The organism is Streptomyces sp. NPDC028928 (genome assembly GCF_055564915.1).
In genome coordinates this window covers 365108-388068 of sequence record NZ_JBVHVI010000009.1, presented here as the reverse complement: position 1 = coordinate 388068, position 22961 = coordinate 365108, and the positions used below count along the sequence as shown (strand labels likewise).

Below are 22961 nucleotides of genomic sequence, written 5' to 3'. Positions count from 1 at the left end.
ACGCGACGGGCAGGGTCACGGCGGTCCACGCGGCCGGATGGACGGAACAGTACGCCTACGACGAGGCAGGCAACCAAACCCAGGCAACCTGGCCCGCGACCCACCCGGGCGCGGAGGCGACCGGCCCCCGCACCTACACGGGCACCCGCATCACCCGAGCCGGCAACGTCCGCTACGAACACGACGCCCTCGGCCGCATCACCCTCCGCCAGAAATCCCGCCTGTCCCGCAAACCGGACACCTGGCGCTACGAATGGGACGCGGAAGACCGCCTGACCTCGGTGGTCACCCCCGACGGCACCCGCTGGCGCTACACCTACGACCCCCTGGGCCGCCGCACAGCAAAACTCCGCCTTGCGGGGGACAGCGAAACGGTCGTGGAGCGGGTGGACTTCACCTGGGACGGCACCACCCTCTGCGAACAAACGACGACATCCGCCGCCCTCCCCCACCCGGTCACCCTCACCTGGGACCACCAAGGCCTACGCCCCCTCACCCAGACAGAACGCATCACCGCAGCGGAAGCTCCCCAGCAGGAAATCGACTCCCGCTTCTTCGCCATCGTCACCGACCTCGTCGGCACCCCCAGCGAGCTGGTGGACGAGCAGGGGGAGATCGCGTGGCGCACTCGAAGCGCCCTGTGGGGAACAACGACATGGGCAACGGACAGCACGACCTACACACCCCTACGCTTCCCAGGCCAGTACTACGACCCGGAAACCGGGCTCCACTACAACTACTTCCGCCACTACGATCCCGAGACAGCCCGCTACCTGAGTCCCGACCCCCTTGGTCTGGACGCGGCTCCGAACCCGGCCACGTACATCAAGAACCCGCATCGATGGACTGACTCACTCGGCCTCGCTCCTGAATACGTCGCCGTCGACACGAACCCCGTTACCGATGCACTCAAGGGAATCCGGAGCGCCGAAGTAGATATCGCCTTGGCTGGAAGGTCACCTGTTCTCTCACCTCAGGCGTACCGCGAACTTCTAGAGGGCGGACACGCTTCGGAGGCAATCACCAAGTGGCTCTCAGAGAGAGATGGTCGAATGGGCCCTGAAGCGACAGCGGAAGGGGTCGCAGATATCCAAGCAAGACTTAGATCCATGTGGAAGGGGAAGTCTTTTAATCCCATGATCCACGAGCACGACGCCATGGTCCTACATTCCGCAATACAGGAAGGATTGCCGATCATTACGAATGACAGCAGATTCTTCAAGAATGCCGAGCGACTCGGCTACTCGACTGAGCGCTACTAGGTGACTCGCGGCAATTTGTCACGCAATGAAAGAGTGAAAGAGGATGAGCGAGGATCACGAGGCGTCAACGGAAGGCGCCAAAGACGTCGACCTGGAAGAAATCGAGGAACTATGTTCCGCGGCTACGCCGGGGCCATGGTTTGTCCGAAATCTTGACGACGATCAAGCCATGAGTCTTGTCGGCATCAGTACAGCGCCAGACACAGGGAAAGGCGAGAGATGGCCGGCTTTCGATCACCGCGAACTGGTTGCAGCGACCTTGGTGCAGCATCCCCGCTATGTCGATTGCCTTGACGGTCGCTGGGAAGAAAATGCCGCCTTCATCGCAATGGCAAGAGAAGTAGTGCCGCTGCTCGTCGCAGAGGTGAAGCGTCTACGTGAGCGCCTATCCAAAGAGTACGGTGATCAATGATGGCCCTTCCGGACCAAGAAAATGGGGGTAAGTGCTAACATGTCGTTCAGTCCGCCGCCTGGCGGTTTTCCTCCTCCCGCGCCCTCCACCTGGACGCCACCGTCGGAGATCGAACGGGCGTTGTTCGAGGCCAGGCGGCGTGATGACTGGGCGGCGTACTTCGGAACGCTCGCGCAGAGCAGGCTGTTCTTCGAGATACAGAAGGACAAGGCGGATGCCACACCCAGTGCGACGTATGCCGTCTTCGGGTACGACCCGCGCGTCACCGGCGGGCGGATCTGGGCCGTATACACCGAGGGCATATTGCCCGCGCCGGAGCCCCACCGAGTGTTCGACTGGAACTACCTTGAGTGGTTCGCCAAAGCATGGGAGCCGACCGATCCACCCACGATCGTTATCAATCCCGGAAGTCCTTGCGAGGCGTTCCTCCCCTCGGCACCCCCGCACTCGGCGGCCTGGGCCCGGTACGGGGAGCAGGCACCCGCTCAGGAACAGTCGCCGCGTCTGCGCACTCTCCGCATCGGCGGTCCCCTGCACGGCCCCGTCGCCCACGGCCTCGCCTGTGGGGCCCTTCTGCCTGTGAACAACGACTTCTTCTGGAACTGCATGGCCTGGCACGGCTCGGGCTATCCCAGGGAGCGGAAGCAGCTACGGGAGTGGTGGGGCATTACCAGCCGTGAGGAGTGGCTGTCCGCTCTCAACGGCCTGCTCGCCGCGGAATCACACAGTGCCGTATGGGATTTCGCCCTCAGTCTGCGTCGCACCATCGCCCGGGACTTCGGCGGGCACGTCGACGTGGGGTACTGGAAGCAAGCCGTGGCCAACGTCATCCGCGCGAACTCCGAAGGCTCCGTCGTGGTCACCGAGGACGGCGTCACCAAGACCGAACCCCGACCCGAGTCCGAAGTCGAGGCCCGTATCGAGGGGGTGCAACGACTCATCGGACGGATCACCCGCTACGAGGCCCGCATGCGCGCCGACGGTGTCCTCAGTGAGAACCAGTACGTCTCTTCCGTCGACGCCTGGGATCTCGGGCGCGCCTCGAACATGGCCCGGTGGGGACTCGGGGCCCGTTTCGGGACCCTGAAGGAGGCCGAGTCCGCCGTTATCCAAGCCGGACGGGCCGCCGCCCTGACCTACAAGTCGTGGCAGGACTTCTCCACCGGCTTCATCCTCGGGCGCTCTCTTCATTTCGACGAAGAAGAGTTCGGCAGCTGGTACCAGAACATGGTCGAGGCTCATCGCATCCTGATGTCCGACCCCGGCAGCCCCTGGCTCACCATCCCGTTCCGATGACGGCCACCTGATCACTCCCGGTGGCGTGCAGGGCCCGCTCTCACGCCACCCCCAGCTCACACCACACGTACTTCCCCCGGTCCCCGAACCGCGCCGACGGCTGCCACCCCCAGTACTCCGCGCAAGCCGTCACCAGCCCCAGCCCCCGCCCCTCCTCCGACTCCAGCACCTGCTCCAACGGCACCGGCGGCTCGGGCGGCTCCGGGTCCGTGTCCCACGCCCCGATCCACACCAGCCCCTGCGCCGACCGCCGCACCCGCAGCGCCGCCGGCCCCTTGGTGTGCCGCACCGCGTTCGACACCAACTCCGCCGCCAGCAGCTCCGCCGTGTCTGCCAGCCCCGTCAGGCCGTGCATCGTCAGGATCACCCGCAGCGTCTGACGGCACACCGTCACCGCTCTCAGGTCGTTGGGGATGTAGAGCGTGTAGTCCCAGGACTCGATGGACTCGTTTTCGGGCATGCGTCATCAACTCCGGTCAGCTTGGGAGGGATTGACGCGCGGTGGCATTGCCGCAGCCGTCATGGCAGGACGGCACGGTGCGCTTCCGCGGCGTGTGCGTTACGTCACCGACGGTAGAGCAAAAATTTTTCCTCGCGCAAGCCGTCGCGTAATCTGGTGCTCTAACGGGGCACTGAGACAGGGTGGTTGAGGGGTCGGGAGGACACGTGGCGCCGAGAAGCCAACCCACGGCGCGGCAGGTACGCCTGGGTGCCGAGTTGCGCAGGCTGCGGGAGTCGGCCGGCTTGAAGGCCCGGGAAGTGGCGGCGCTGCTCAGTTCGACCTCGGCTCAGATGAGCCAGGTAGAAGCGGGTCTCGCGGGCGTCAGCGAGGAGCGGGTACGGCGTCTCGCCGCCCATTACGCCTGCGCGGACCAGGCGTTGATCGAGGCACTGGTCGCGATGGCCACCGATCGCACCCACGGCTGGTGGGAGGAGTACCGCGGAGTACTCCCACCCGTCTTTCTGGACGTCGCCGAGACCGAGCACCACGGCACGTTCCTGCAGGAGGTCGTCACCAGCCACATCCCCGGGCTGCTCCAGACTCCGGATTACGCTCGCGCCGTCTTCGGCTACATGGTCCCGGAGCTTCCGGAGAGCGAGCTGGAACCTCGGGTAGAGCATCGGATGAGGCGCAGGGACGTACTAGAACGTGACGTTCCGACGCCCTACGAGACCATCATCCACGAGGCGGCGCTGCGCATCCTGGTGTCGGACCGCCGAGCCGCTCGGACCCAGCTCCAGGAGGTGCTGCGAGCGATCGAGCACGGGCGCGCCATCGTGCGGGTCATCCCATTCTCCAAGGAGGGGTTCGCCGGAGCCGGCATCGAGATGATGTACGTGGGCGGCCCGCTTCCCCGGCTGGACACGGTGCTGCGCGACGCCCCTCACGGTACCGCCTTCATCGATGCCGAATCCCAGCTGGCGCGCTTCCGGGACCTGCTCAATAAGGTGGCGAAGGCAGCATTGACGCCCGTGGAGTCACGGGACTTCGTCCACCGCTTGATCAAGGAACTGTGAGGCGCCCGATGACCCAGGCCGTTCGCTGGCAGAAGTCGTCCTACTCCGGCGGAGGTGACGGCAACACCTGCGTCGAAGTCGCCCACCTCGACACCCACATATCCATCCGCGACTCCAAAGCCCCCGCCCGGGCCACCCTCACCTTCCCCGCCCCCGCCTTCGCCACCTTCCTCGAAGCCGTGAAGGCGACTCCCTCCGCCGGAGCGGTCGGGTGCCTCCCCGGCTGAGTGAGGTACTGGGCGCCATGGAGGCGTTCGAGAGCATGTACGACGGCTTTCTTGACGCGTTGGGCGGATCGCCGGACAGGCTCGCCGCGTTGGTCCAGCGGGCTGAGAAGCACGTCGACGTTTCGGACTTCGGCGTGGACGAGCTGAGAGGCGCCCTGCTCGCCGAGGTCGAGGACGTGGGACAGGACGTCTGGCTGGGCTGGCCTGTCGCTCGTACGGCGGCGCGGGCCGCCTACCGGGCCGTACTCGCGCGGCTCGACGACCTCTGGTGCCCGAGCCAGGACGATTTGGTGATCGTCGACGGCGGCGAACGGGTCGTCGTCCTGGACCACGAAGAAAGGCTCATCGTCACGCGCGCCGACGCCAGAATGCAGATCCACTCGGTGGGGGACAGAGATGCGACGACCGCGACCTGCATCGTGCGTTGCGTGGGCGGCGTCGTGCGGGTCGGGGAGCGGTTCGGGGTCGGGGTGGACGCGGGTACGGGAGATGATGCGCCGCTCGTGACGCTTGAGGGGATTCTTCGGTACGGGCGGCCGGTGGACTTCGTGGATCCGCCGCACAGTGCCGAGGTCCGGCTGGCCGGTGACGCGGTCGCCGGGGTGGCGCCGGGTTCGGTCGTCACCGCTGTCGTCGGCCGGTAGGGGCGGGCGGCGGTGACGAGGCGGCGGGAATCGGACGGCCGGCCGCTCCGGTCGTTTTCGGACGGCCACCCCCTCCGTTATTGACCTGATCACGTCAACGCCTCACCATGAGCGCCAACCCGCACAGCGGACCCATAGGGAGCCCCACGAAAGGCCCCCCGCAGGTTCGCATCCGCACGTCGCACGGGAACATCCCCACCTCCACCCCACAAGGAGAGTTCATGCGACTTCGCATCCGCGGCTCCGGCGCGCGTGGCGGCAGACGTACCGCCGCTCTCGGTGCGCTGCTGGCGCTCGCCCTCGCCGCTCCGGTCTCGGCCGGCCTCGACCGCGCCAGTGCCGACGGCGTGCGCAGGGTCGGGGCCGCCGACGATGAGGTTCGGCAGTACGAGATTCATCAGGGCACGAACGCCGTCACCCGTACGGCCATTCAGGCGACCGGGGTCACCGTCGACGAGGCCGACGAGGAGAGTGTCGTCGTCTCCGGGCGGGCCGAGCAGATCCGGAAGCTCCGACGACTCGGGTACGACGTGCAGCCGTTGGGGGCCGCGCCGCAGCGGTCGGAAGCGCGGCTGTACGACTTTCCCAGCGCCGACTCGAAGTACCACAACTACGCCGAGATGAACGCCGAGATCGACCAGCGGCTCGCCGCCTACCCGGGCATCATGAGCAAGCGGGTGATCGGGAAGTCGTACCAGGGGCGGGACATCGTCGCCATCAAGGTCAGTGACAACGTCGGCAGCGACGAGGACGAGCCGGAGGTGCTGTTCACCGCTCACCAGCACGCTCGGGAGCACCTGACCGTGGAGATGGCGCTCTACCTGCTGCGCGAACTCGGCGCGGGGTACGGGAGCGACTCCCGGGTCACCAACGTCGTCAACAGCCGGGAGATCTGGATCGTCCCCGATCTGAACCCGGACGGCGGTGAGTACGACATCGCCAGCGGGTCGTACCGGTCGTGGCGGAAGAACCGGCAGCCCAACTCCGGGTCCTCGTACGTCGGGACGGACCTCAACCGGAACTGGAACTACAAGTGGGGCTGCTGCGGCGGGTCGTCGGGGTCGACGTCCTCCGAGACCTACCGTGGGTCCGCCGCCGAGTCCGCGCCCGAGGTGAAGGTCGTCTCCGACTTCGTGCGCGGCCGGGTCGTCGGGGGCAAGCAGCAGATCAAGGCCGGCATCGACTTCCACACCTACAGCGAGCTGGTGCTGTGGCCGTTCGGCTACACCTACAACGACACGGCGACCGGGATGACGGCCGACGACGCCGCCGCCTTCAAGGCCGTCGGGCGGAAGATGGCCGCCAGCAACGGGTACACCGCGGAGCAGGCCAGCGATCTCTACATCACTGACGGGTCCATCGACGACTACCTCTGGGGTGTGCACAAGATCTTCGACTACACCTTCGAGATGTATCCGACGTCCAGTTCGGGAGGCGGGTTCTACCCGCCCGACGAAGTCATCGAGCGGGAGACCTCCCGGAACAAGGACGCCGTGTTGCAGCTGCTGGAGAACGCCGACTGTATGTACCGGTCGATCGGCAAGGCCGCCCAGTACTGCAGCTAGGGGTTACGCCTCCTCGAAGTAGGCGTCGAGCACCGCGTCCAGCTGCTCGTCCCACTCCTTGAAGCGCGCCCTGGCCGCCGCCTCGATCTCGATCGGGTACCAGCGGCGGTCAGGCGTGTACACGGTGATCGTGTAGCGCTTGCCGAAGCGGGGCGTCTCGGTCTCGACGGCGGCGATCTCGTCCCAGCGGAACTCGCAGGCCTCCTCGTCCAGGCTGAGGCGTACGCCCTTGCGGTCGGCCACTATCCGCGCCCGGCGGTCGGAGGCCTCGAAGACCGGGCCGTCGGTCGCCGGGTCGTCGGTCGCACCGTCGACCGGGTCGTCCTCGACCGCCGGTTCCTCGGCGTCCGTCACCCGGTCCTCGGCGGGCCGTGCCGGCTTCTCGGCCGTCGCCGTCCCGGACTCCAGCTCCTCAGCCGTCGCCTCCTCGGGATCCGGCTCCTTCGACACCGGCTGCCCCGGCCTCGGGCCCGTGATCCCTGGGATGAAGGCCGGGTCGAAACCGGCGCCCGTGACAGGCTCCGTCTTCAACAACTCGACCTTCGACGGCTCCGCCTTCAACGGCTCGGCCTTCGACGGCTCGCTGCTCGATCCTATGCGCTGCTCCACGGCGGCAGTATGGACGACTTCCCTGTGCCGGAACCAGTCAGCTCACCAACACGCTGACCACCGACGCCACCGCGAACCCCGCCAGTGACAGCACCGACTCCAGGACCGTCCAGGTCCGCAGCGTGTCGCGCTCGCTGATGCCGAAGTACTTGGCCACCATCCAGAAGCCTCCGTCGTTGACGTGCGAGGCGAAGATGGAGCCGGCCGAGATGGCCATGATGACTAGGGCGGTGAAGGCCTGGGAGTGGTGATCCTGCGTCAGCAGGGGGGCCACGATGCCCGCCATCGTCACGATCGCGACCGTCGCCGAGCCCTGGGCGACGCGCAGGACCACCGAGATCAGGTAGGAGAGGACGATCACGGGCAGGCCCACGTCGTGGAACGTGTCCGACAGGGCCTGGGCCACCCCGCTCGCCTTCAGCACGGCGCCGAAGACCCCGCCCGCGCCGACGACCAGCAGGATGTTGCCGACCGGCTTCAGGGACGCCGTCGACACCGTTTCCAGGGACTTGCGGGACCAGCCGCGCCGGATGCCGAGGACGTAGTAGGCGAGGAGCAGGGCGATCGTCAGGGCCACGAAGGGGTGGCCGAAGAACTCGATCACCGAGCGGGCGGGGGACCGGTCCAGGGTGATCGAGGAGAAGGTGGCAGCGAGGATCAGGATCAGCGGCGTACCGATGATGGCGAGGACCGCGCCGAGGGCGACCGGCTGTTCCCCAGGCCCGGTCCGCCCGGTCTGCTCGGCCCGCACCGCTCGCTTCGCCTCCGCCGCCGCCTCCACCATGTCGTGCGGTACGGCGACGAAGATCCGCTTCCCCACCCAGGCGGAGTACGCCCAGGCGGCCAGGACGGCCGGGACGCCGCAGACGATGCCCATGAGGATCACCCAGCCGAGATGCACGTGCAGCAGTGCGGCGGCGGCGACCGGGCCCGGGTGCGGCGGCAGGAAGGCGTGGGTCATGGACAGGCCCGCCAGGAGGGGCAGGCAGTACAGGAGGATCGACTTGCCGGTGGGGGTACCCCCTGAACCGGAGCTTGTCGGAGGTTCTTGGGGGAGCTTCGCCGCCGCGTAGACGATCGGGGCCAGGACGAAGATGCCGACGTCGAAGAAGACCGGGATGCCGAAGACCAGGCCGGTCAGGCCCATCGCGAGTGGGGCCCGGCGCTCGCCGAACAGGGTCAGCAGGCGTGAGGCCAGTACCTCGGCGCCGCCGCTGACTTCGAGGATCGCGCCGAGCATCGTCCCCAGGCCGATGATGATCGCTACGTGGCCGAGGATGCCGCCCATGCCGGACTCGATGGTGGACACCGCGTCCGAGCGCTGGACCGTGCCGAAGAGTTCGGTCACCGAGAGGCCGGCCAGCAGGCCGACGGCCACGGAGACGGCGAGCAGGGCGACGAACGGCTGGAGCCTGACCCGGATGATCAGGAAGAGGAGCAGGGCTATGCCTAGGCCGGCGACCGTGAGGAGGCCGGGGGTGCCGTCGAGGAGGAGGAGCAGGCCTCCGGTGTGGGGTGGGGTGGCTGGAGCGGGGGCGGCGAGGAAGTAGGACATACGGGGGTCCTCTACGTAAATGCATGCTGCTTTCGGGCAGGGGGGATCGCGGCACGGCGCCCGGGAGCGCGCCGTGCCGGCTATCGCGTGCGTGCGGGAGTTGAGTGGGGGGACGTCAGCCCAGTACGGCGAGCGCGTCGATCTCGATGAGGAGGCCGGCCGGCAGGCCGACGTAGACCGTCGTGCGGGCGGCGGGCGGCTGGGTGAGGCCCTGCTCCTCGAAGTAGGCGTTGTAGATGTCGTTCATCTCGGCGAAGTGGGCCGTGTCGGTGAGGTAGACGCGGATCATCATCACGTCGTCCCAGGTGGCGCCGCCCTCCTCCAGGATCGCCTTGACGTTGGCGAGGGTCTGGAGGGTCTGCTCGCGCAGGGTGGGGCCGGCGGGCGTCGGGGGCTTGCCCTCCTCGGCGGGCAGGAAGCCGACCTGGCCGGCCACCTGGAGGATGTTGCCCTTCTTCACGCCGTGCGAGAACTTCGCGGGCGGAGTGGTGTGGGTCTTCGGGGTGAGCGCGATCTTGTCGGTCATACGGTGGGGTCCTTCACTGGGGTTCGTCCGGAGTACTCGCCGCTGATCGCGTCCGCCTTACGGCGTACCAGCGGGAGCAGGGTGAGGAGTTCCTCGGCGGTGACGACCACGTTCGGCGCGGACACCGACATGGCGGCGACCACCCGGCCGTCGGCGCCGCGGATGGGGGCGGCGACGCAGTTGATGGACTCCTCGTGGCCACCGAGGTCGGTGGCCCAGCCCTGTTCGCGCACCGTGGCCAGTTCCTTCAGGAAGGCGTCGGCGTTCGGGGTCGAACGGGGGGTGTAGAGGGGGTAGTCGAGCCGCTCGGCGAGAGCGCGGCGCTCGGGTTCGGGCAGGTCGGCGAGGAGCAGCTTGGCCACGGCGGCGACGGTGATCGCGACGGGCTTGCCGATCCGGGAGTACATGCGGACCGGGTAGCGGCTCTCCACCTTGTCGATGTAGAGGACCTCGTTCTCCTCGTGGACGGCGAGGTGGACGGTGTGTCCGCACTGCTCGTTGAGCCGTACGAGGTGGGGGTGGGCGATCTCGCGGACGTCGAGGTTCTCCATCGCCTCCTGGGCGAGGGCGAAGAGGCGGGCGCCGAGGCGGTAGCGCTGGTCGGACTGGCGGTAGACCAGGCCGTGTTCGTGCAGGGTGCGCAGGAGGCGGAGGGCCGTGGACTTGTGGACGCCGAGGCGGTCGGCGACCTGGCCGAGGTCGGCGGGGCCCTCGGCGAGCAGCGGCAGGATGCTCAGGGCGCGGTCGACGGTCTGACTCATGGGATGTTCGCCTCCTCCGGGGCCCGATCGGCCTGCGTCCAGCCGGGGCCGAGACGAAGTCTCCCCCATGCGTCGTCGTCCAGGGCGGCGAGGCGGTCGGCGTGGGCGCGGGCGGGGGGTGGGGCGAGGTCTCCGGGGGTGGTGAGGGCGGCGGCGGCGAAGAGGTGGCCGTGGTGGAGGCGGTCCCGCACGGGGAGGCCGCGCAGGGTCGCGGAGAGGAATCCGGCGGCGAAGGCGTCTCCGGCGCCGGTGGTCGCCACGACGGCTGTGCGCAGGGCCGGTTCGAAGGTGCCGGCTCCGCGCTCGCCCGTACACCGTCGTGCGAACGCCGTCGCCCCCTTCTCGCCCTGCTTCACCACCAGCGTCCCCGGCTCCGGCAGCTCCCTCCGGATCGCGTCGGGGCCGCCCGTGACACCCCACGCCTGCTCCGCCTCGTCCTCCCCCACGAACACGAGGTCCGCGCGCCGCGCCAGTTCCAGCAGCACCCGGCCGCCCTCGCCGTCCCGCCACAGCCCCGGCCGGTGATTGACGTCGAAGGACACCAGGGGGCGGCCCGGGGCGGGGGCCGTCAGCGCGTGCAGCAGGTCCAGGCAGTCCTCCGACAGTGCCGCCGTGATGCCGGACAGGTGCAGGACGCGTGCGGCCCGTAGCGCCGCCAGGTCCACGGTGGTCACGGACATCGCCGACGCCGCCGAGCCCGCCCGGTAGTACGCCACCTCGTGCGCGCCCGTGCCCCGGTCCCCGGCGGTGCGGAAGTACACCCCGGTGGGCCGGTGCGGGTCCCGGCGGACGGCGGAGACGTCGACGCCGTACCCGGCGATCCGCTCCACGAGATGGTCGCCGAAGCCGTCCGCGCCGACCCGGCCGACCCAGCGTGCCGTGTGCCCGAAGGCGGCCAGGGCGCAGGCGACGTTGGACTCGGCGCCGCCGATGGCCCGGTCGAAGGAGGGGACGTCGGCGAGGCGGCCGGGGCGGCTGGGCAGGAAGGTGACCATGGTCTCGCCGAGCGTCGCCACGTCCGCGATCTTCCACGCCTGTGCAACGGCCGGGGCGTAAGCAGCGTCGTCGATGATGACTCCTGTCGAGAACTCCTGTCGAGGTCCGGGTGACGGCTCCGTTGACCCGGTGTTCGGCGAGATGCTAGACACCAGTAGCAGTACATGCAATGACCGTTGCAGATAGTGCAACGGTCGAGAGAGGGGCTCCATGGGCACCGAAGCGCTCACCCGCCTTGCCGAGGAACGTGTCGACCACCGCTTCAAGGGCCTCCCGCCGGATGCCGACGGCCTCACCGTCGCCGAGCTGACCGCCCAGCGGCGCAACCTCTTCCGGGACGGCGACGGCTTCACCACGCCCGTGCTCGCCCTCTCCGCCGAGCGCCTGGAGCACAACCTCGCGCTGATGGAGACGTACACCGCCCGGCACGGTCTGGCCTTCGCCCCGCACGGCAAGACCTCCATGGCCCCGCAGCTCTTCCACCGCCAGATCGAGCACGGCGCCTGGGGGATCACGCTGGCCCTGCCCCACCAGGTGCGGGTGGCCCGGGCGTTCGGGGTCCAGCGCGTGTTCCTCGCCAACGAGCTGGTGGACGCCTCCGCCCTGCGCTGGATCGCCGGCGAGCTGGCCGCCGACCCGGAGTTCCGGTTCGTCTGCTACGTCGACTCGGTGCGCGGGGTGGAGCTGATGGACGCGGCCCTCGGCGGCACCGCCCGCCCGGTGGACGTCGTCATCGAGCTGGGCGCCGGGGAGGGGGCCCGGACCGGGGTGCGGTCGGAGGCGGACGCCCGCGCCGTCGCCGACGCGGTGGCCGGCACCGGGACGCTGCGGCTCGTCGGCGTGGCGGGGTACGAGGCGCAGGTGCCGGACGCCTCCCCGGAGCGGGTGCGGGCGTGGCTGGAGCGGCTGGTCGCGCTCGCCGTGGAGTTCGACCGGGCCGGGCGCTTCGCCAAGGCGGGCGGCGAGGGGGGCGAGGCGGGCGAGATCGTGGTGAGCGCGGGCGGCAGCGAGTGGTTCGACGCCGTCGCCGATGTCTTCGCCGGCATTCCGGAACTCTCCCTGCCGGTGCTGAAGCTGCTGCGCTCGGGGGCCTACGTCTCGCACGACGACGTGCACTACCGCCGGCTGACCCCGTTCAACCGGGTGCCCGAGGAGGGCGCGCTGGAGCCCGCTTTCCGGCTGTGGGCGCAGGTGGTGTCGCGGCCGTCCCCGGCCGAGGCGTTCGTCAACGCGGGCAAGCGGGACGCCGCCTACGACCTCGACCTCCCGGTGGCGCAGGTGGTACGCCGGGACGGTACCGAGCGTGCGGCGACCGGGATCGAGGTGACCGCCCTGTCCGACCAGCACCTGTGGCTGCGCACCGGGCCCGGCGCGGATGTCGAGGTCGGCGACTGGATCGGCTTCGGCCTCTCCCACCCGTGCACGTCCTTCGACAAGTGGCAGCTGATCCCGGTGGCCGAGGCGGACGGCACGGTGGTCGACTACATCCGTACCTTCTTCTAGGAGGCCCGTGTGGAGGACCTGGTCATCCGGGACGCCGACGTGGTCGACGGCAGCGGCGCACCGTCGTACCGCGCCGATGTCGTGATCGACGCCGGCCGGATCGTCTCGATCGTCAAGGAGGCCGCGGCGGCGGGCTGCCAACGCCCCAGCGCCATGCGGGAGATCGACGCCGAGGGCCTGGTCCTCTCCCCCGGCTTCATCGACATGCACGCCCACTCCGACCTGGCCCTGCTGCGCGACCCGGACCACAGCGCCAAGGTCGCTCAGGGGGTCACGCTGGAGGTCCTCGGGCAGGACGGGCTGTCGTACGCCCCCGTGGACGACCGCACACTGGAGGAGGTGCGGCGGGCCATCACCGGCTGGAACGGGTACGGCGACGACATCGACTTCGACTGGCGCAGCGTCGGCGAGTACCTCGACCGGCTGGACCGGGGCATCGCCGTGAACGCGGCCTATCTGGTCCCGCAGGGTACGGTCCGGGCGCTCGCCGTCGGCTGGGAGGACCGCCCGGCCACCCCCGAGGAGCTGGCCCGGATGCGGCGGCTGGTGGCGGAGGGACTGGAGCAGGGCGCGGTCGGGCTGTCCTCCGGGCTGACGTACACGCCCGGGATGTACGCCGGGGACGGCGAACTGACCGAGCTGTGCCGGGTGGTGGCGTCCTACGGCGGCTACTACTGCCCGCACCACCGCTCCTACGGCGCCGGCGCCCTGGAGGCCTACGCCGAGATGGTGGAGCTGGCCCGGGAGGCGGGCTGTCCGCTGCACCTCGCGCACGCGACGATGAACTTCGGCGTGAACCGGGGCCGGGCGCCGGAGCTGCTCGCCCTGCTCGACCGGGCCCTGGACGCGGGCGCGGACATCACGCTGGACACCTATCCCTACACCCCCGGCTGCACCACCCTGGCCGCACTGCTGCCGAGCTGGGCGAGCGAGGGCGGGCCGGAGGAGATCCTGGCCCGGCTCGCCGACCCGGAGACGGCCGAGCGGATCCGGTACGGCCTGGAGGTCACCGGCTCGGACGGCTGCCACGGTGTGCCGGTGGAGTGGGAGACGATCGAGATCTCCGGGGTGACGGATCCGGCGCTGGCCGACCACGTGGGCCGTACCGTGCGGGAGGCGGCGCGGACGCGCGGCGAGGAGCCGTGGGTGACAGCGCGTCGGCTGCTGGTCGGCGACCGGTTGGGTACGACGATCCTCCAGCACGTCGGCCATGAGGAGAACGTCCGGGCGATCATGCGGCACCGCGCGCACACGGGCGGGTCCGACGGCATCCTGCGGGGCAGCAAGCCGCATCCGCGGGCGTACGGCACCTTCCCGCGCTATCTCGGCCACTACGTGCGGGAGTTGGGGGTGCTGACGCTGGAGGAGTGCGTCGCCCACCTCACCTCCCGGCCCGCGGCGCGGCTGCGGCTGCCGGACCGCGGGCTGGTGCGCGAGGGCTACCGGGCCGACCTGGTGCTGTTCGACCCGGAGACGGTCGCGCCCGGCGCCACCTTCGCCGAGCCGCGCACACTGCCGACCGGGATCCCGTACGTACTGGTCGACGGCCGGTTCGCCGTCGAGGACGGCCGGCGGACGGACGTCCTCGCGGGAAGGTCCGTCCGCCGTACGCCGCTGTGAACCGTGTTTACGGCTTGGGCAGGGTGCAGCCGGCCGCGCTCAGGTTGAGCTTGTTGCCGGTGGTGAAGCAGGCCGGGATGTTGTAGGTCTCCTGGGCGTAGTTGATGCCCTGGCGGACGGTGACGTTGCCGTTCGCGTCGACCTCGCACGGGTTGTTCACCGTGCACCGCTCGCCGTCCTCGTTGCCGGTGTTGTTCACGGCGACGACCTTGCCGGTGGTGGTGTCGATGACAGGGGAGCCGGAGGTGCCGCCGATGGTGTTGCAGGAGGAGGTGTAGCGGACCGAGTCCTTGAAGGTCCAGTCACCCTCCTTCAGTTGGTACACGAACCCGTCGATGTTGCAGCTGTAGATGCGCTTCCAGTAGCCGGAGACCACCTTGATGGAGGTGCCGGCGACCGGGTGCGTGTCCTGCACGGTGAGCGGGCTGATGCCGTACGTGCTCTTGATCGCCGCGTACGTGGTGGTGGTGCGGTAGATCGTGACGTCCGTGTCCGTCATGGTCGAGTAGACGACCTGGTTGGCGCGGAGCGTGCCGATCCTGGTACCGGCGGAGTTCAGCAGGCCGAAGCTACGGCTGGAGGACTGGCCGGTGATGACCTCGCCGGGCCCCGGCATGCCGGTCTCCAGGCAGTGGCCGTTGGTCAGCACGAGCGCCGGGTCGGTGTCCGCGGAGTTGGGGAAGCGGATGACCGAGCCGGAGCAGTTGCTGAGCGAGACGGTGCCGGCGAAGCTGACGGTCGCTTTGACGGCCTTGGTGGTGTGCGGGGCGGTGGTCTCGGCGGCCGTGTGCGGTGCGGCGACCGCCGGGGTCGCGCCCAGTCCGGCTATCGCCAGGGCGGAGAGCGCGGCAAGGAGAGGCTTGTTCACGTGGGGGTCCCCTCTTACGACTGGGGCGACCGGAGTTCCTTCCGGTCGCCCACTCGGTTGTCATGCGCATTCTCAGCACCGGAGAGGCGCGGGGACAAGACACCGCGTCAGGTCATAGGGGTTTCCCTGTGCGCACGCCCGACGGCGCGACCACCCGCGGCCCGGAACAATCCGTCACCGGCGTGCTGCCCTAGAGGAGTTGAGAGGCACCGCGCCCGCGCCCGCGACCCGGGCCATGGGGAGCGCCGGACGGCAAGCCGCCCGGCGCTCGGACCCTACGGGTGTTTCGTGACAACCGCGGACCTTGGCGCTGACCGTCGCCGTCGGAGCCGACGCCGGGGCCGTCACCCGACCCGCCGCTCGCATACCCGGCGGTGGCGGCGCCCGGGAAGGAGGCTGCGAGGAGCCGACGCCGCCGGGAACACGCCTTCCCGCCGGGCCCGGGGACGCGCACCCGCGCTCCAGCCGGCGCCGGCGCTCGGCGCCACGGGTAGTTCGTGGCGCCGTGCCCGCGCCGCGGCCCGGGACGTCGGAGGTGCCGGGCGGCGACACCGTCGGCGTAATCGTGCTCGCCGTCGGAGCCGACGCCGGGGCCGTCACCCGCCCCACCCCCGCATCCCCGGCGGGGGCGGCACCCGGGGAGGAAGCAGCGAGAAGCCGACACCAGCCGGGACGCCGTGCCTGGCGAGGCGGTGTTCCCGCCGGGGTTCAGGGCGCGCGTCCGCGCTCCAGACGGTGTCGAGGCCGTGGGCCCGGGGGTGTCGTCCGTTCCGTCGCTCGCCGCGCCGGTGCCGGCACCCCTGACCCAGGCGGCGCCGGTGTTCGGCCGCTACGGGTGTTTCGTGGTGCCGTGGCCGCGGCCGCGGCCCGGGACGTCGGAGGTGCCGGACGGCGACAGCGTCGGCGTGGTGGTCGTCGCCGTCGGGGTCGGGGCGTCGGACGCCGACGAGGCCGACGTCGAGGCCGTGGGCCCTGGGGTGTCGTCCGTTCCGTCGCTCGCCGTGTCGGTGTCGGCGCCGGCGTCCGGGGAGGTGACGCCGGGCGGGGCGGAGCCGCCGGGGCCGGAGGCGGCCGGGGAGGTCGCGCCCGGAGAGGGGGTGTCCCCGTCGGGGCTCGTGGGCGCGGAGTCGGCGCCCGCGCTCCGGCCGGACCCGGGACGCGCGCCGTCCGGGGAGTCCGAACCGCCCAGCGCGGCGAACGCCGCGACGGCACCGGCCACGCCGAGGACGCCGGCGACGACCGCCACCCGGCGCCGGCCGCCCGAGCGCCGTGCGGCACGCCGCCGGCCGGCCCTGCCCTCGCCGGGCTCGCGCGGCCCGGCCGGGGCGGACGGAGCCGGCACCCCGGTCTGCTCCGAGGGCTCGGCGAGCGGGGGGAGTTCGCGCGTGTCGTCGTAGGTGTTCTGCCAGCCGTGCGCGGCGGCGGGGTCGGCGTACTGCTCGTACGCGGGGGCCGGAGCCGGCTGCGGGTGGTACACGTTCGGCTGGACGCCGGGCGCGCCGCCCGCCGCCTGCATGCCGTACGCCCCCGCCTCGTACTCCCGTTCCGTGGACATGCCAGCGGATTGTAGGGAAGCAAGAGACTCCTGAGACAGCCAGAGTCGATATCCGGGCAAATCTCTGTGTCTCACGTGGCGGAAAACACGGGCCATGAGGCGTTACCGGGCCGTAAGCTCACGGACATGCAGGTGATCCAGTCGACCAAGCTCGCCAATGTCTGTTACGAGATCCGGGGCCCGGTTCTCGAAGAGGCCATGCGGCTTGAGGCGGCGGGCCACCGCATCCTCAAGCTCAACACCGGCAACCCGGCCGCCTTCGGCTTCGAGTGCCCCCCGGAGATCCTGGAGGACATCCTCCGCAACGTCTCCACCGCGCACGGCTACGGCGACGCCAAGGGACTGCTCGCCGCGCGCCGCGCGGTCGTGATGCACAACCAGACCATCGGGATCGAGACGGACGTCGAGCACGTCTTCATCGGCAACGGTGTCTCCGAGCTGATCGTGATGGCGATGCAGGGCCTGCTGGACGACGGCGACGAGGTGCTCGTACCGAGCCCCGACTACCCCCTGTGGACGGCCGCCGTCTCCCTCTCCGGCGGTACGGCGGTGCACTACCGCTGCGACGAGCAGTCGGACTGGATGCCCGACCTCGCCGACATCGAGCGCAAGGTCACCGACCGCACCAAGGCGATCGTCATCATCAACCCGAACAACCCCACGGGCGCGGTGTACGACGAGGCGGTGCTGAGGGGACTGACCGACATCGCCCGCCGGCACAACCTGCTGGTCTGCTCCGACGAGATCTACGACAAGATCCTCTACGACGGCGCCACACACACCCCGACGGCCGCGATCGCGCCGGACCTGCTGACGCTGACGTTCAACGGCATGTCGAAGGCCTACCGGGTGGCCGGCTACCGCGTCGGCTGGATGTCGGTCTCCGGCCCGCGCGCGCACGCCGACTCCTACATCGAGGGCCTGACGATCCTGGCCAACATGCGGCTGTGCGCCAACATGCCGGGGCAGCACGGGGTGGTCGCCGCGCTCAGCGGACGCCAGTCGATCAAGGACCTGGTGCTGCCGGGCGGGCGGCTGAAGGAGCAGATGGACACGGCGTACGAGCTGCTGACGCAGATCCCGGGCGTGAGCTGCGTACGGCCGAAGGGCGCGCTGTACCTGTTCCCGCGGCTGGACCCCGAGGTCTTCAAGATCAAGGACGACCGGCAGCTGGTCCTGGACCTGCTCCGGCAGGAGAAGATCATGGTCGTCCAGGGCACGGGCTTCAACTGGCCCGAGCAGGATCACTTCCGGGTGGTGACGCTGCCGTCCGTCGGCGATCTCCGGGACGCGGTGACCCGGATCGGGAACTTCCTGGACGGATACAGCCAGCGGTAGTCGACGGACTTCATTCCGTGACCCGACTCAACTTTAGACGAAATCCAAGCTAGGATGGCTTCCTGTCAGAGCACAGGAGGCCATCACTCATGTACGAACCGATCCGCACCAAGTCGGTCCACAGCACGATGGCCGGCACCCCCTCCGACTTCCCGCACCGCTCGCGCGAGGAGGAGCTGGACATCCAGCTCGCCGGACACCTCGCCGCGCTCCTCGCGGTCACCGACGAACTGCGCGCCCTGACCCCGTCCCCCGAGCTGGACACGGCGGCGGAGCGCCTTGCGACGCAGGTGGCCCGGCTGCGGGGAGGACGTACGCCGCTGCGGGCGGCACCGGCCGCGGCCGGTGACCCCGCCGCCCTGCACCGGCGCGCGCACACCCTCGCCGGCCGCGCCCTGGTGGTCGCCGCGTCGCGCGCCGACACCGCGGCGGCGATCCTGGCGGCACAGCGGATGGACGCGCACACCGCCGCACTGTCCGGACCGGAGGCTTCCGAGCCGAAGGCTTTCAGCACCGCCCGCTGACCCCCTCCGGGGGTTCCCTCGAACGGCCCCGGTCCGCGTGCACCGCAGCGACGCGCGGACCGGGCGCCCTACACCGCGCTCGGCTCGGGCCCGGGTGCCTGATCGCCGTAGGGGCGTGTGCCGTCCCGCGGCTGCCGGCCCGTCGTGGGTTCTCGCGTAGTTCCCCGCGCCCCTGAGTGCGCGCACGACCGGCCGAGGAGTCCCGCACCCGGTGCCGGGAGGACCGGGTGCGGGAAACCGGAGGGCGGCGGGCTCAGCGCCTGACGTACACCGTGGCCGACGCCGTCGAGCCGGTGTGCAGGTCGTCGCCGGGCCAGCTGACCGTGTAGGTCACCTCGCGCCGGGTGCGCGGCAGGTCGTCGACGGTGAACGTGCCGTCGGCGGCGACGGTCACCGGCGACAGGGTGCCGGTGCCGAGCCGGTCCGTGCGCTTCACGGTCAGCACGGCCCGCTCGGGCAGGGACTTGCCCTGGGCGGTGAACGTGCCGGTGATGTGGACGCCGCCGCTCATCGTGGCCTCCTCCGGCGCGGTCAGCGCGATCGCGCTGAGCGCCTTGCCGACGGTCACGGTGTGGGTGATGTCGGTGGCGGGGCGGTGGGTCAGGTCGCCGAGGAAGGACACGCTGTAGGTGGCCTCGCCGACCAGGTCGGGCTCGTCCAGGACGGTGAAGGTGCCGTCGTCCTTGACGGTCGCCGTGCCGAGCTGGTGGGTACCGGTCGCGTCCTTGCGTACGGCGGTCACCTTCAGCGGCTGGGCGGGCGCGGGGCCGTCCCACTCCAGCCGGCCGCGCACGGCCAGCGGCTCGCCCGCAACGGCCCCGGCGGGGCTGTGGGTGAGGTCGCCGGCGAAGCGGGTGTCGTACTGGACGGCGGGCGGCTGGATGACGTGCAGCCAGTACTCCTGGCCGGTGCCGCCCCGGGTGACCGCGAAGAGCCGGGCGCCGTCCTGGGACCAGGCGAGGCCCCGCGGGGCGACGCCGTTGCCGTCGAGGCTGCCCTCGAAGGCGAACTCCAGCGGCGGTGTGCCGTCGGTGGGGTCGGCGCTCTGCACCAGCAGGTCGGGCGTGCTGCCGAAGGCCTGGGCGCCGCGGGCGATGTACCTGCCGTCGCCGCTGAAGGCGACCGCGGTGGACGCCGCTCCGGCGGGCAGCGCCTGGTACTGGCCGGACGCGTCCGACAGGTCGGCGTTCAGCAGCCGGGTGCCCGCACCGGCGTCGGCCACGGCGACCTTGCCGCCGTCCGGGCTCACCGCCATGTCCTTCAGGTCGAGAGCGCCCTTGCCGTCGCCGTCCGCGAACCGGCGGGAGGCGTCCCGCACCGGGGTCGCGCCGCTGACGTCGAAGGAGGCGAGGAACGGGTTCGCGGCACCGCTCTCCTTGGGCTGCCCCATGAGGAGACGGTTCTGCCCGCGGGCTCCCGCGGCCAGCTGGAGCCGGCCGACGTCGTTCCAGCCGGTGCGGTCGACCGCGCCGCCGGTGAGCATGTCCAGGGCCGTGGAGGCCGTGTCGCACTGGTAGCTCTGGTAGACGTAGGCGTCCGTGCTCCACACCGTGCCGCCGGCGAAGGCGAGCTGCCGGCCGCAGGTGTCGTAGGGCGCGGCGTACGCGCCGTTCTGCTGGAGCGTGGTGGTGTCGTAGCCGATGACACGGCCGCGCTCGCCCACGTACAGCGTCGCCGCGTCCTCGCTGAGCGCCACGCCCGAGACCGCGGGCTCGTGCTGGAGCGTGGTGACCTTCTGGCCCTGGAAGTCGTAGACCACCACGGTGCCGCCGGAGTTGGTCTCGCGCTGGTCGGCGACGTAGACGCGCTGGTGCACCGAGTCGACGGCCAGGCCCGAGTATGACGAGATCGGCAGCTTGGCCACGGCGTCGGACGCCGCCGCGTGGGCCGCGGGCGCGACCGCGACGGTCAGTCCGGTCCCGGCGAGTGCGGCGGCGAGCAGCGTGGCCGCGAGACGTCTGGGTCGCTGTGCTGTATTCAACTGTGCCCCCCACAGGCTGAATTCGGGCGCTCCACCGCCGTCGGTGAGGCGCCTGTGCACCCATGAAACAGGTGTGAAGATCCCGTGAGCAAGGGGGCGCGCACGGGAAGGGCCCCGCACGCCGTTGTGCGGGGCCCTTCCCGGGGTTGTTCCACGGCCGGTCGTGACGATCGCTGGTCAGGGCACATCCTGGCCGGCCGTGGGGTCTTCGGCGGGACCGGTCAGCCCAGGCGCTCCACCAGCGCGCGGTACTGGTCCCACAGCTCCTTCGGGGTGTGGTCACCGAAGGTGTTGAGGTGGTCGGGGATCAGGGCGGCCTCCTCGCGCCAGATCTCCTTGTCGACGGTGAGGAGGAAGTCCAGGTCGGAGTCGGCCAGTTCGAGGCCGTTCGTGTCCAGCGCGTCCTTCGTCGGCAGGATGCCGATCGGGGTCTCGACGCCCTCGGCCTTGCCCTCCAGCCGCTCCACGATCCACTTCAGCACGCGGGAGTTCTCGCCGAAGCCGGGCCAGACGAACGTGCCCTCGTCGTTCTTGCGGAACCAGTTGACGTAGTAGATCTTCGGCAGCTTGGACTGGTCCTTGTCCTTGGCGACGTCGATCCAGTGGGCCATGTAGTCGCCCATGTTGTAGCCGCAGAACGGCAGCATCGCGAACGGGTCGCGGCGCAGCTCGCCGACCTTGCCCTCGGCGGCGGCGGTCTTCTCGGAGGCGACGTTGGCGCCGAGGAAGACGCCGTGGTTCCAGTCGAAGGACTCCGTCACCAGCGGCACGGCGGTGGCGCGGCGGCCGCCGAAGAGGATCGCCGAGATCGGCACGCCCTTGGGGTCCTCCCACTCGGGCGCGATGATCGGGCACTGCGAGGCCGGCACGGTGAAGCGGGCGTTGGGGTGGGCGGCCGGGGTCTTCGAGTCCGGCGTCCAGTCGTTGCCCTTCCAGTCGGTCAGGTGGGCCGGGGGCTCCTCGGTCATGCCCTCCCACCACACGTCGCCGTCGTCGGTGAGCGCGACGTTGGTGAAGACCGCGTTGCCCCACAGGGTCTTCATCGCGTTGGCGTTGGTGTGCTCACCGGTGCCGGGCGCGACGCCGAAGAAGCCGGCCTCGGGGTTGATCGCGTAGAGGCGGCCGTCCTCGCCGAACCGCATCCAGGCGATGTCGTCGCCGATGGTCTCCACCGTCCAGCCGGAGATCGTGGGCTCCAGCATGGCGAGGTTGGTCTTGCCGCAGGCGCTCGGGAAGGCGGCGGCGACGTACTTGGACTCGCCCTGCGGCGGGGTCAGCTTCAGGATGAGCATGTGCTCGGCCAGCCAGCCCTCGTCACGCGCCATGACCGAGGCGATGCGCAGCGCGTAGCACTTCTTGCCGAGCAGGGCGTTGCCGCCGTAGCCGGAGCCGTAGGACCAGATCTCGCGCGACTCGGGGAAGTGCGAGATGTACTTGGTGGAGTTGCAGGGCCACGGAACGTCCTCCTGGCCCTCCTCCAGCGGGGCGCCGAGGGTGTGGACGGCCTTGACGAAGAAGCCCTCGTCGCCCAGCTCGTCCAGGACGGCCTGGCCCATGCGCGTCATCGTGCGCATGGAGACGGCGACGTACGCGGAGTCGGTGATCTCCACGCCCAGCGCGGACAGCGGGGAGCCGAGCGGGCCCATGCAGAACGGGACGACGTACATGGTGCGTCCCCGCATGGAGCCCCGGAACAGGCCCTTCTCACCGGAGAAGATCTCCCGCATCTCGGCGGGGGCCTTCCAGTGGTTGGTCGGGCCGGCGTCCTCCTCCTTCTCGGAGCAGATGAAGGTCCGGTCCTCGACGCGCGCGACGTCGGTCGGGTCGGAGGCGGCGTAGTAGGAGTGGGGGCGCTTGACGGGGTCGAGCTTCTTGAACGTTCCCTTGGCGACCAGTTCCTCGCACAGCCGCTCGTACTCGGCCTCGGAGCCGTCACACCAGACCACGCTGTCCGGCTGCGTCAGTTCAGCGATCTCGTTGACCCACGAGATCAGTTCCTGGTGGTTGGTGGGGACGACGGTGGGAGCCGCGATGTCGCGCGCCACGATTGCTCCTAAGTGAGGGTTTTTGTGTTTGTCCGCCCCGTGGGGGCCGCGACCCGGATGCTTCGTAGCCCGCTCATCCGGTGCCGACCGCACTCATTTGATCATCCGAGTCTAGTGCCCATCTGTCCAGAGGGCATCACAGGTGAGCGGCGTGAG

At 70.2% G+C, this 22961-nt stretch carries 21 protein-coding genes; 11 read left to right on the top strand and 10 right to left on the bottom strand.

From position 1 onward, the window contains the following. The 3 genes from ACZ4U1_RS23645 to ACZ4U1_RS23635 all read left to right on the top strand — a co-directional run. A partial coding sequence (locus ACZ4U1_RS23645; protein ID WP_467905703.1) for an RHS repeat-associated core domain-containing protein occupies nucleotides 1–1262 on the top strand: 1262 nt, incomplete at its 5' end. A 43-nt stretch (nucleotides 1263–1305) separates the two neighbouring features. Further along, nucleotides 1306–1674: a hypothetical protein gene (locus tag ACZ4U1_RS23640; protein ID WP_467905701.1), complete on the top strand. Its 369-nt coding sequence runs from the start codon at nucleotides 1306–1308 to the stop codon at nucleotides 1672–1674. Between the two features lie 39 nt (nucleotides 1675–1713). Next, nucleotides 1714–2970 carry a DUF1266 domain-containing protein gene (locus tag ACZ4U1_RS23635; RefSeq protein WP_467905699.1) on the top strand — a complete coding sequence of 419 codons (1257 nt, stop codon included), beginning with the start codon at nucleotides 1714–1716 and terminating at the stop codon, nucleotides 2968–2970. Between the two features lie 40 nt (nucleotides 2971–3010). Here ACZ4U1_RS23635 and ACZ4U1_RS23630 read toward each other — a convergent pair whose 3' ends face one another. Further along, the gene (locus ACZ4U1_RS23630; protein ID WP_467905697.1) at nucleotides 3011–3430 is read right to left on the bottom strand and encodes an ATP-binding protein; all 420 of its coding nucleotides are present in this window, start codon (nucleotides 3428–3430) and stop codon (nucleotides 3011–3013) included. Between the two features lie 206 nt (nucleotides 3431–3636). Here ACZ4U1_RS23630 and ACZ4U1_RS23625 point away from each other — a divergent pair, with 206 nt between their 5' ends. From ACZ4U1_RS23625 to ACZ4U1_RS23610, 4 genes are all read left to right on the top strand, one after another. Continuing rightward, the gene (locus tag ACZ4U1_RS23625; protein WP_467905696.1) at nucleotides 3637–4488 is read left to right on the top strand and encodes a helix-turn-helix domain-containing protein; all 852 of its coding nucleotides are present in this window, start codon (nucleotides 3637–3639) and stop codon (nucleotides 4486–4488) included. Between the two features lie 8 nt (nucleotides 4489–4496). Then, nucleotides 4497–4715, top strand: coding sequence for a DUF397 domain-containing protein (locus ACZ4U1_RS23620; protein WP_467905694.1), 219 nt, complete (start codon nucleotides 4497–4499; stop codon nucleotides 4713–4715). Between the two features lie 17 nt (nucleotides 4716–4732). Next, nucleotides 4733–5359 (top strand): hypothetical protein, encoded by a 627-nt coding sequence (locus tag ACZ4U1_RS23615; RefSeq protein ID WP_467905692.1) that lies wholly within the window; start codon nucleotides 4733–4735, stop codon nucleotides 5357–5359. A 221-nt stretch (nucleotides 5360–5580) separates the two neighbouring features. Continuing rightward, nucleotides 5581–6924, top strand: coding sequence for a M14 family metallopeptidase (locus tag ACZ4U1_RS23610; protein WP_467905691.1), 1344 nt, complete (start codon nucleotides 5581–5583; stop codon nucleotides 6922–6924). Nucleotides 6925–6927: 3 nt separating this feature from the next. On the opposite strand, the gene ACZ4U1_RS23605 is transcribed toward ACZ4U1_RS23610, so the two are convergent. From ACZ4U1_RS23605 to ACZ4U1_RS23585, 5 genes are all read right to left on the bottom strand, one after another. Continuing rightward, a complete protein-coding gene (locus ACZ4U1_RS23605; protein ID WP_467905689.1) occupies nucleotides 6928–7533 on the bottom strand; it encodes a hypothetical protein in 606 nt (201 codons plus the stop codon). Between the two features lie 37 nt (nucleotides 7534–7570). After that, a complete protein-coding gene (locus tag ACZ4U1_RS23600; protein ID WP_467905687.1) occupies nucleotides 7571–9088 on the bottom strand; it encodes a GntP family permease in 1518 nt (505 codons plus the stop codon). 115 nt (nucleotides 9089–9203) lie between these two features. Continuing rightward, complete coding sequence (locus tag ACZ4U1_RS23595) at nucleotides 9204–9614, bottom strand: RidA family protein (RefSeq protein ID WP_467905686.1); 411 nt, start codon at nucleotides 9612–9614, stop codon at nucleotides 9204–9206. Then, on the bottom strand, nucleotides 9611–10375 hold the full coding sequence (locus ACZ4U1_RS23590; RefSeq protein WP_467905685.1) for an IclR family transcriptional regulator: 765 nt from the start codon (nucleotides 10373–10375) through the stop codon (nucleotides 9611–9613). The genes ACZ4U1_RS23595 and ACZ4U1_RS23590 overlap by 4 nt, the downstream gene beginning before the upstream one ends. Then, nucleotides 10372–11400 (bottom strand): sugar kinase, encoded by a 1029-nt coding sequence (locus ACZ4U1_RS23585; RefSeq protein WP_467905732.1) that lies wholly within the window; start codon nucleotides 11398–11400, stop codon nucleotides 10372–10374. The genes ACZ4U1_RS23590 and ACZ4U1_RS23585 overlap by 4 nt, the downstream gene beginning before the upstream one ends. A 181-nt stretch (nucleotides 11401–11581) precedes the next feature. On the opposite strand from ACZ4U1_RS23585, the gene ACZ4U1_RS23580 reads away from it, so the two are divergent. Both ACZ4U1_RS23580 and ACZ4U1_RS23575 read left to right on the top strand, forming a co-directional pair. After that, on the top strand, nucleotides 11582–12874 hold the full coding sequence (locus tag ACZ4U1_RS23580; protein ID WP_467905684.1) for an amino acid deaminase: 1293 nt from the start codon (nucleotides 11582–11584) through the stop codon (nucleotides 12872–12874). A gap of 9 nt (nucleotides 12875–12883) precedes the next feature. Next, on the top strand, nucleotides 12884–14494 hold the full coding sequence (locus ACZ4U1_RS23575; RefSeq protein WP_467905683.1) for an N-acyl-D-amino-acid deacylase family protein: 1611 nt from the start codon (nucleotides 12884–12886) through the stop codon (nucleotides 14492–14494). A gap of 7 nt (nucleotides 14495–14501) precedes the next feature. On the opposite strand, the gene ACZ4U1_RS23570 is transcribed toward ACZ4U1_RS23575, so the two are convergent. Continuing rightward, complete coding sequence (locus ACZ4U1_RS23570; protein ID WP_467905682.1) at nucleotides 14502–15362, bottom strand: S1 family peptidase; 861 nt, start codon at nucleotides 15360–15362, stop codon at nucleotides 14502–14504. Nucleotides 15363–16191: 829 nt separating this feature from the next. Beyond that, nucleotides 16192–16917, bottom strand: coding sequence for a hypothetical protein (locus tag ACZ4U1_RS23565; RefSeq protein WP_467905681.1), 726 nt, complete (start codon nucleotides 16915–16917; stop codon nucleotides 16192–16194). Between the two features lie 126 nt (nucleotides 16918–17043). On the opposite strand from ACZ4U1_RS23565, the gene ACZ4U1_RS23560 reads away from it, so the two are divergent. After that, a complete protein-coding gene (locus ACZ4U1_RS23560; protein WP_467905679.1) occupies nucleotides 17044–18255 on the top strand; it encodes a pyridoxal phosphate-dependent aminotransferase in 1212 nt (403 codons plus the stop codon). A gap of 89 nt (nucleotides 18256–18344) precedes the next feature. Further along, nucleotides 18345–18779, top strand: a complete 435-nt coding sequence (locus ACZ4U1_RS23555; RefSeq protein WP_467905678.1) for an SCO4983 family protein — start codon at nucleotides 18345–18347, stop codon at nucleotides 18777–18779. 253 nt (nucleotides 18780–19032) lie between these two features. Here the strand turns inward: ACZ4U1_RS23555 and ACZ4U1_RS23550 are convergent, their stop codons facing one another. Then, nucleotides 19033–20760, bottom strand: coding sequence for an Ig-like domain repeat protein (locus tag ACZ4U1_RS23550; protein WP_467905677.1), 1728 nt, complete (start codon nucleotides 20758–20760; stop codon nucleotides 19033–19035). 221 nt (nucleotides 20761–20981) lie between these two features. Further along, nucleotides 20982–22805, bottom strand: a complete 1824-nt coding sequence (locus ACZ4U1_RS23545; RefSeq protein ID WP_467905675.1) for a phosphoenolpyruvate carboxykinase (GTP) — start codon at nucleotides 22803–22805, stop codon at nucleotides 20982–20984. Between the last annotated feature and the right edge of the window lie 156 nt (nucleotides 22806–22961).

What these genes read in the sequence shown, in the direction of transcription:
- ACZ4U1_RS23640 (WP_467905701.1), top strand. Translation starts at nt 1,306, where the DNA reads ATGAGCGAGGATCACGAGGCGTCAACGGAAGGCGCCAAAGACGTCGAC.
- ACZ4U1_RS23635 (WP_467905699.1), top strand. Translation starts at nt 1,714, where the DNA reads ATGTCGTTCAGTCCGCCGCCTGGCGGTTTTCCTCCTCCCGCGCCCTCC.
- ACZ4U1_RS23630 (WP_467905697.1), bottom strand. Translation starts at nt 3,430, where the DNA reads ATGCCCGAAAACGAGTCCATCGAGTCCTGGGACTACACGCTCTACATC.
- ACZ4U1_RS23620 (WP_467905694.1), top strand. Translation starts at nt 4,497, where the DNA reads ATGACCCAGGCCGTTCGCTGGCAGAAGTCGTCCTACTCCGGCGGAGGT.
- ACZ4U1_RS23615 (WP_467905692.1), top strand. Translation starts at nt 4,733, where the DNA reads ATGGAGGCGTTCGAGAGCATGTACGACGGCTTTCTTGACGCGTTGGGC.
- ACZ4U1_RS23610 (WP_467905691.1), top strand. Translation starts at nt 5,581, where the DNA reads ATGCGACTTCGCATCCGCGGCTCCGGCGCGCGTGGCGGCAGACGTACC.
- ACZ4U1_RS23600 (WP_467905687.1), bottom strand. Translation starts at nt 9,088, where the DNA reads ATGTCCTACTTCCTCGCCGCCCCCGCTCCAGCCACCCCACCCCACACC.
- ACZ4U1_RS23595 (WP_467905686.1), bottom strand. Translation starts at nt 9,614, where the DNA reads ATGACCGACAAGATCGCGCTCACCCCGAAGACCCACACCACTCCGCCC.
- ACZ4U1_RS23590 (WP_467905685.1), bottom strand. Translation starts at nt 10,375, where the DNA reads ATGAGTCAGACCGTCGACCGCGCCCTGAGCATCCTGCCGCTGCTCGCC.
- ACZ4U1_RS23580 (WP_467905684.1), top strand. Translation starts at nt 11,582, where the DNA reads ATGGGCACCGAAGCGCTCACCCGCCTTGCCGAGGAACGTGTCGACCAC.
- ACZ4U1_RS23565 (WP_467905681.1), bottom strand. Translation starts at nt 16,917, where the DNA reads ATGTCCACGGAACGGGAGTACGAGGCGGGGGCGTACGGCATGCAGGCG.
- ACZ4U1_RS23560 (WP_467905679.1), top strand. Translation starts at nt 17,044, where the DNA reads ATGCAGGTGATCCAGTCGACCAAGCTCGCCAATGTCTGTTACGAGATC.
- ACZ4U1_RS23555 (WP_467905678.1), top strand. Translation starts at nt 18,345, where the DNA reads ATGTACGAACCGATCCGCACCAAGTCGGTCCACAGCACGATGGCCGGC.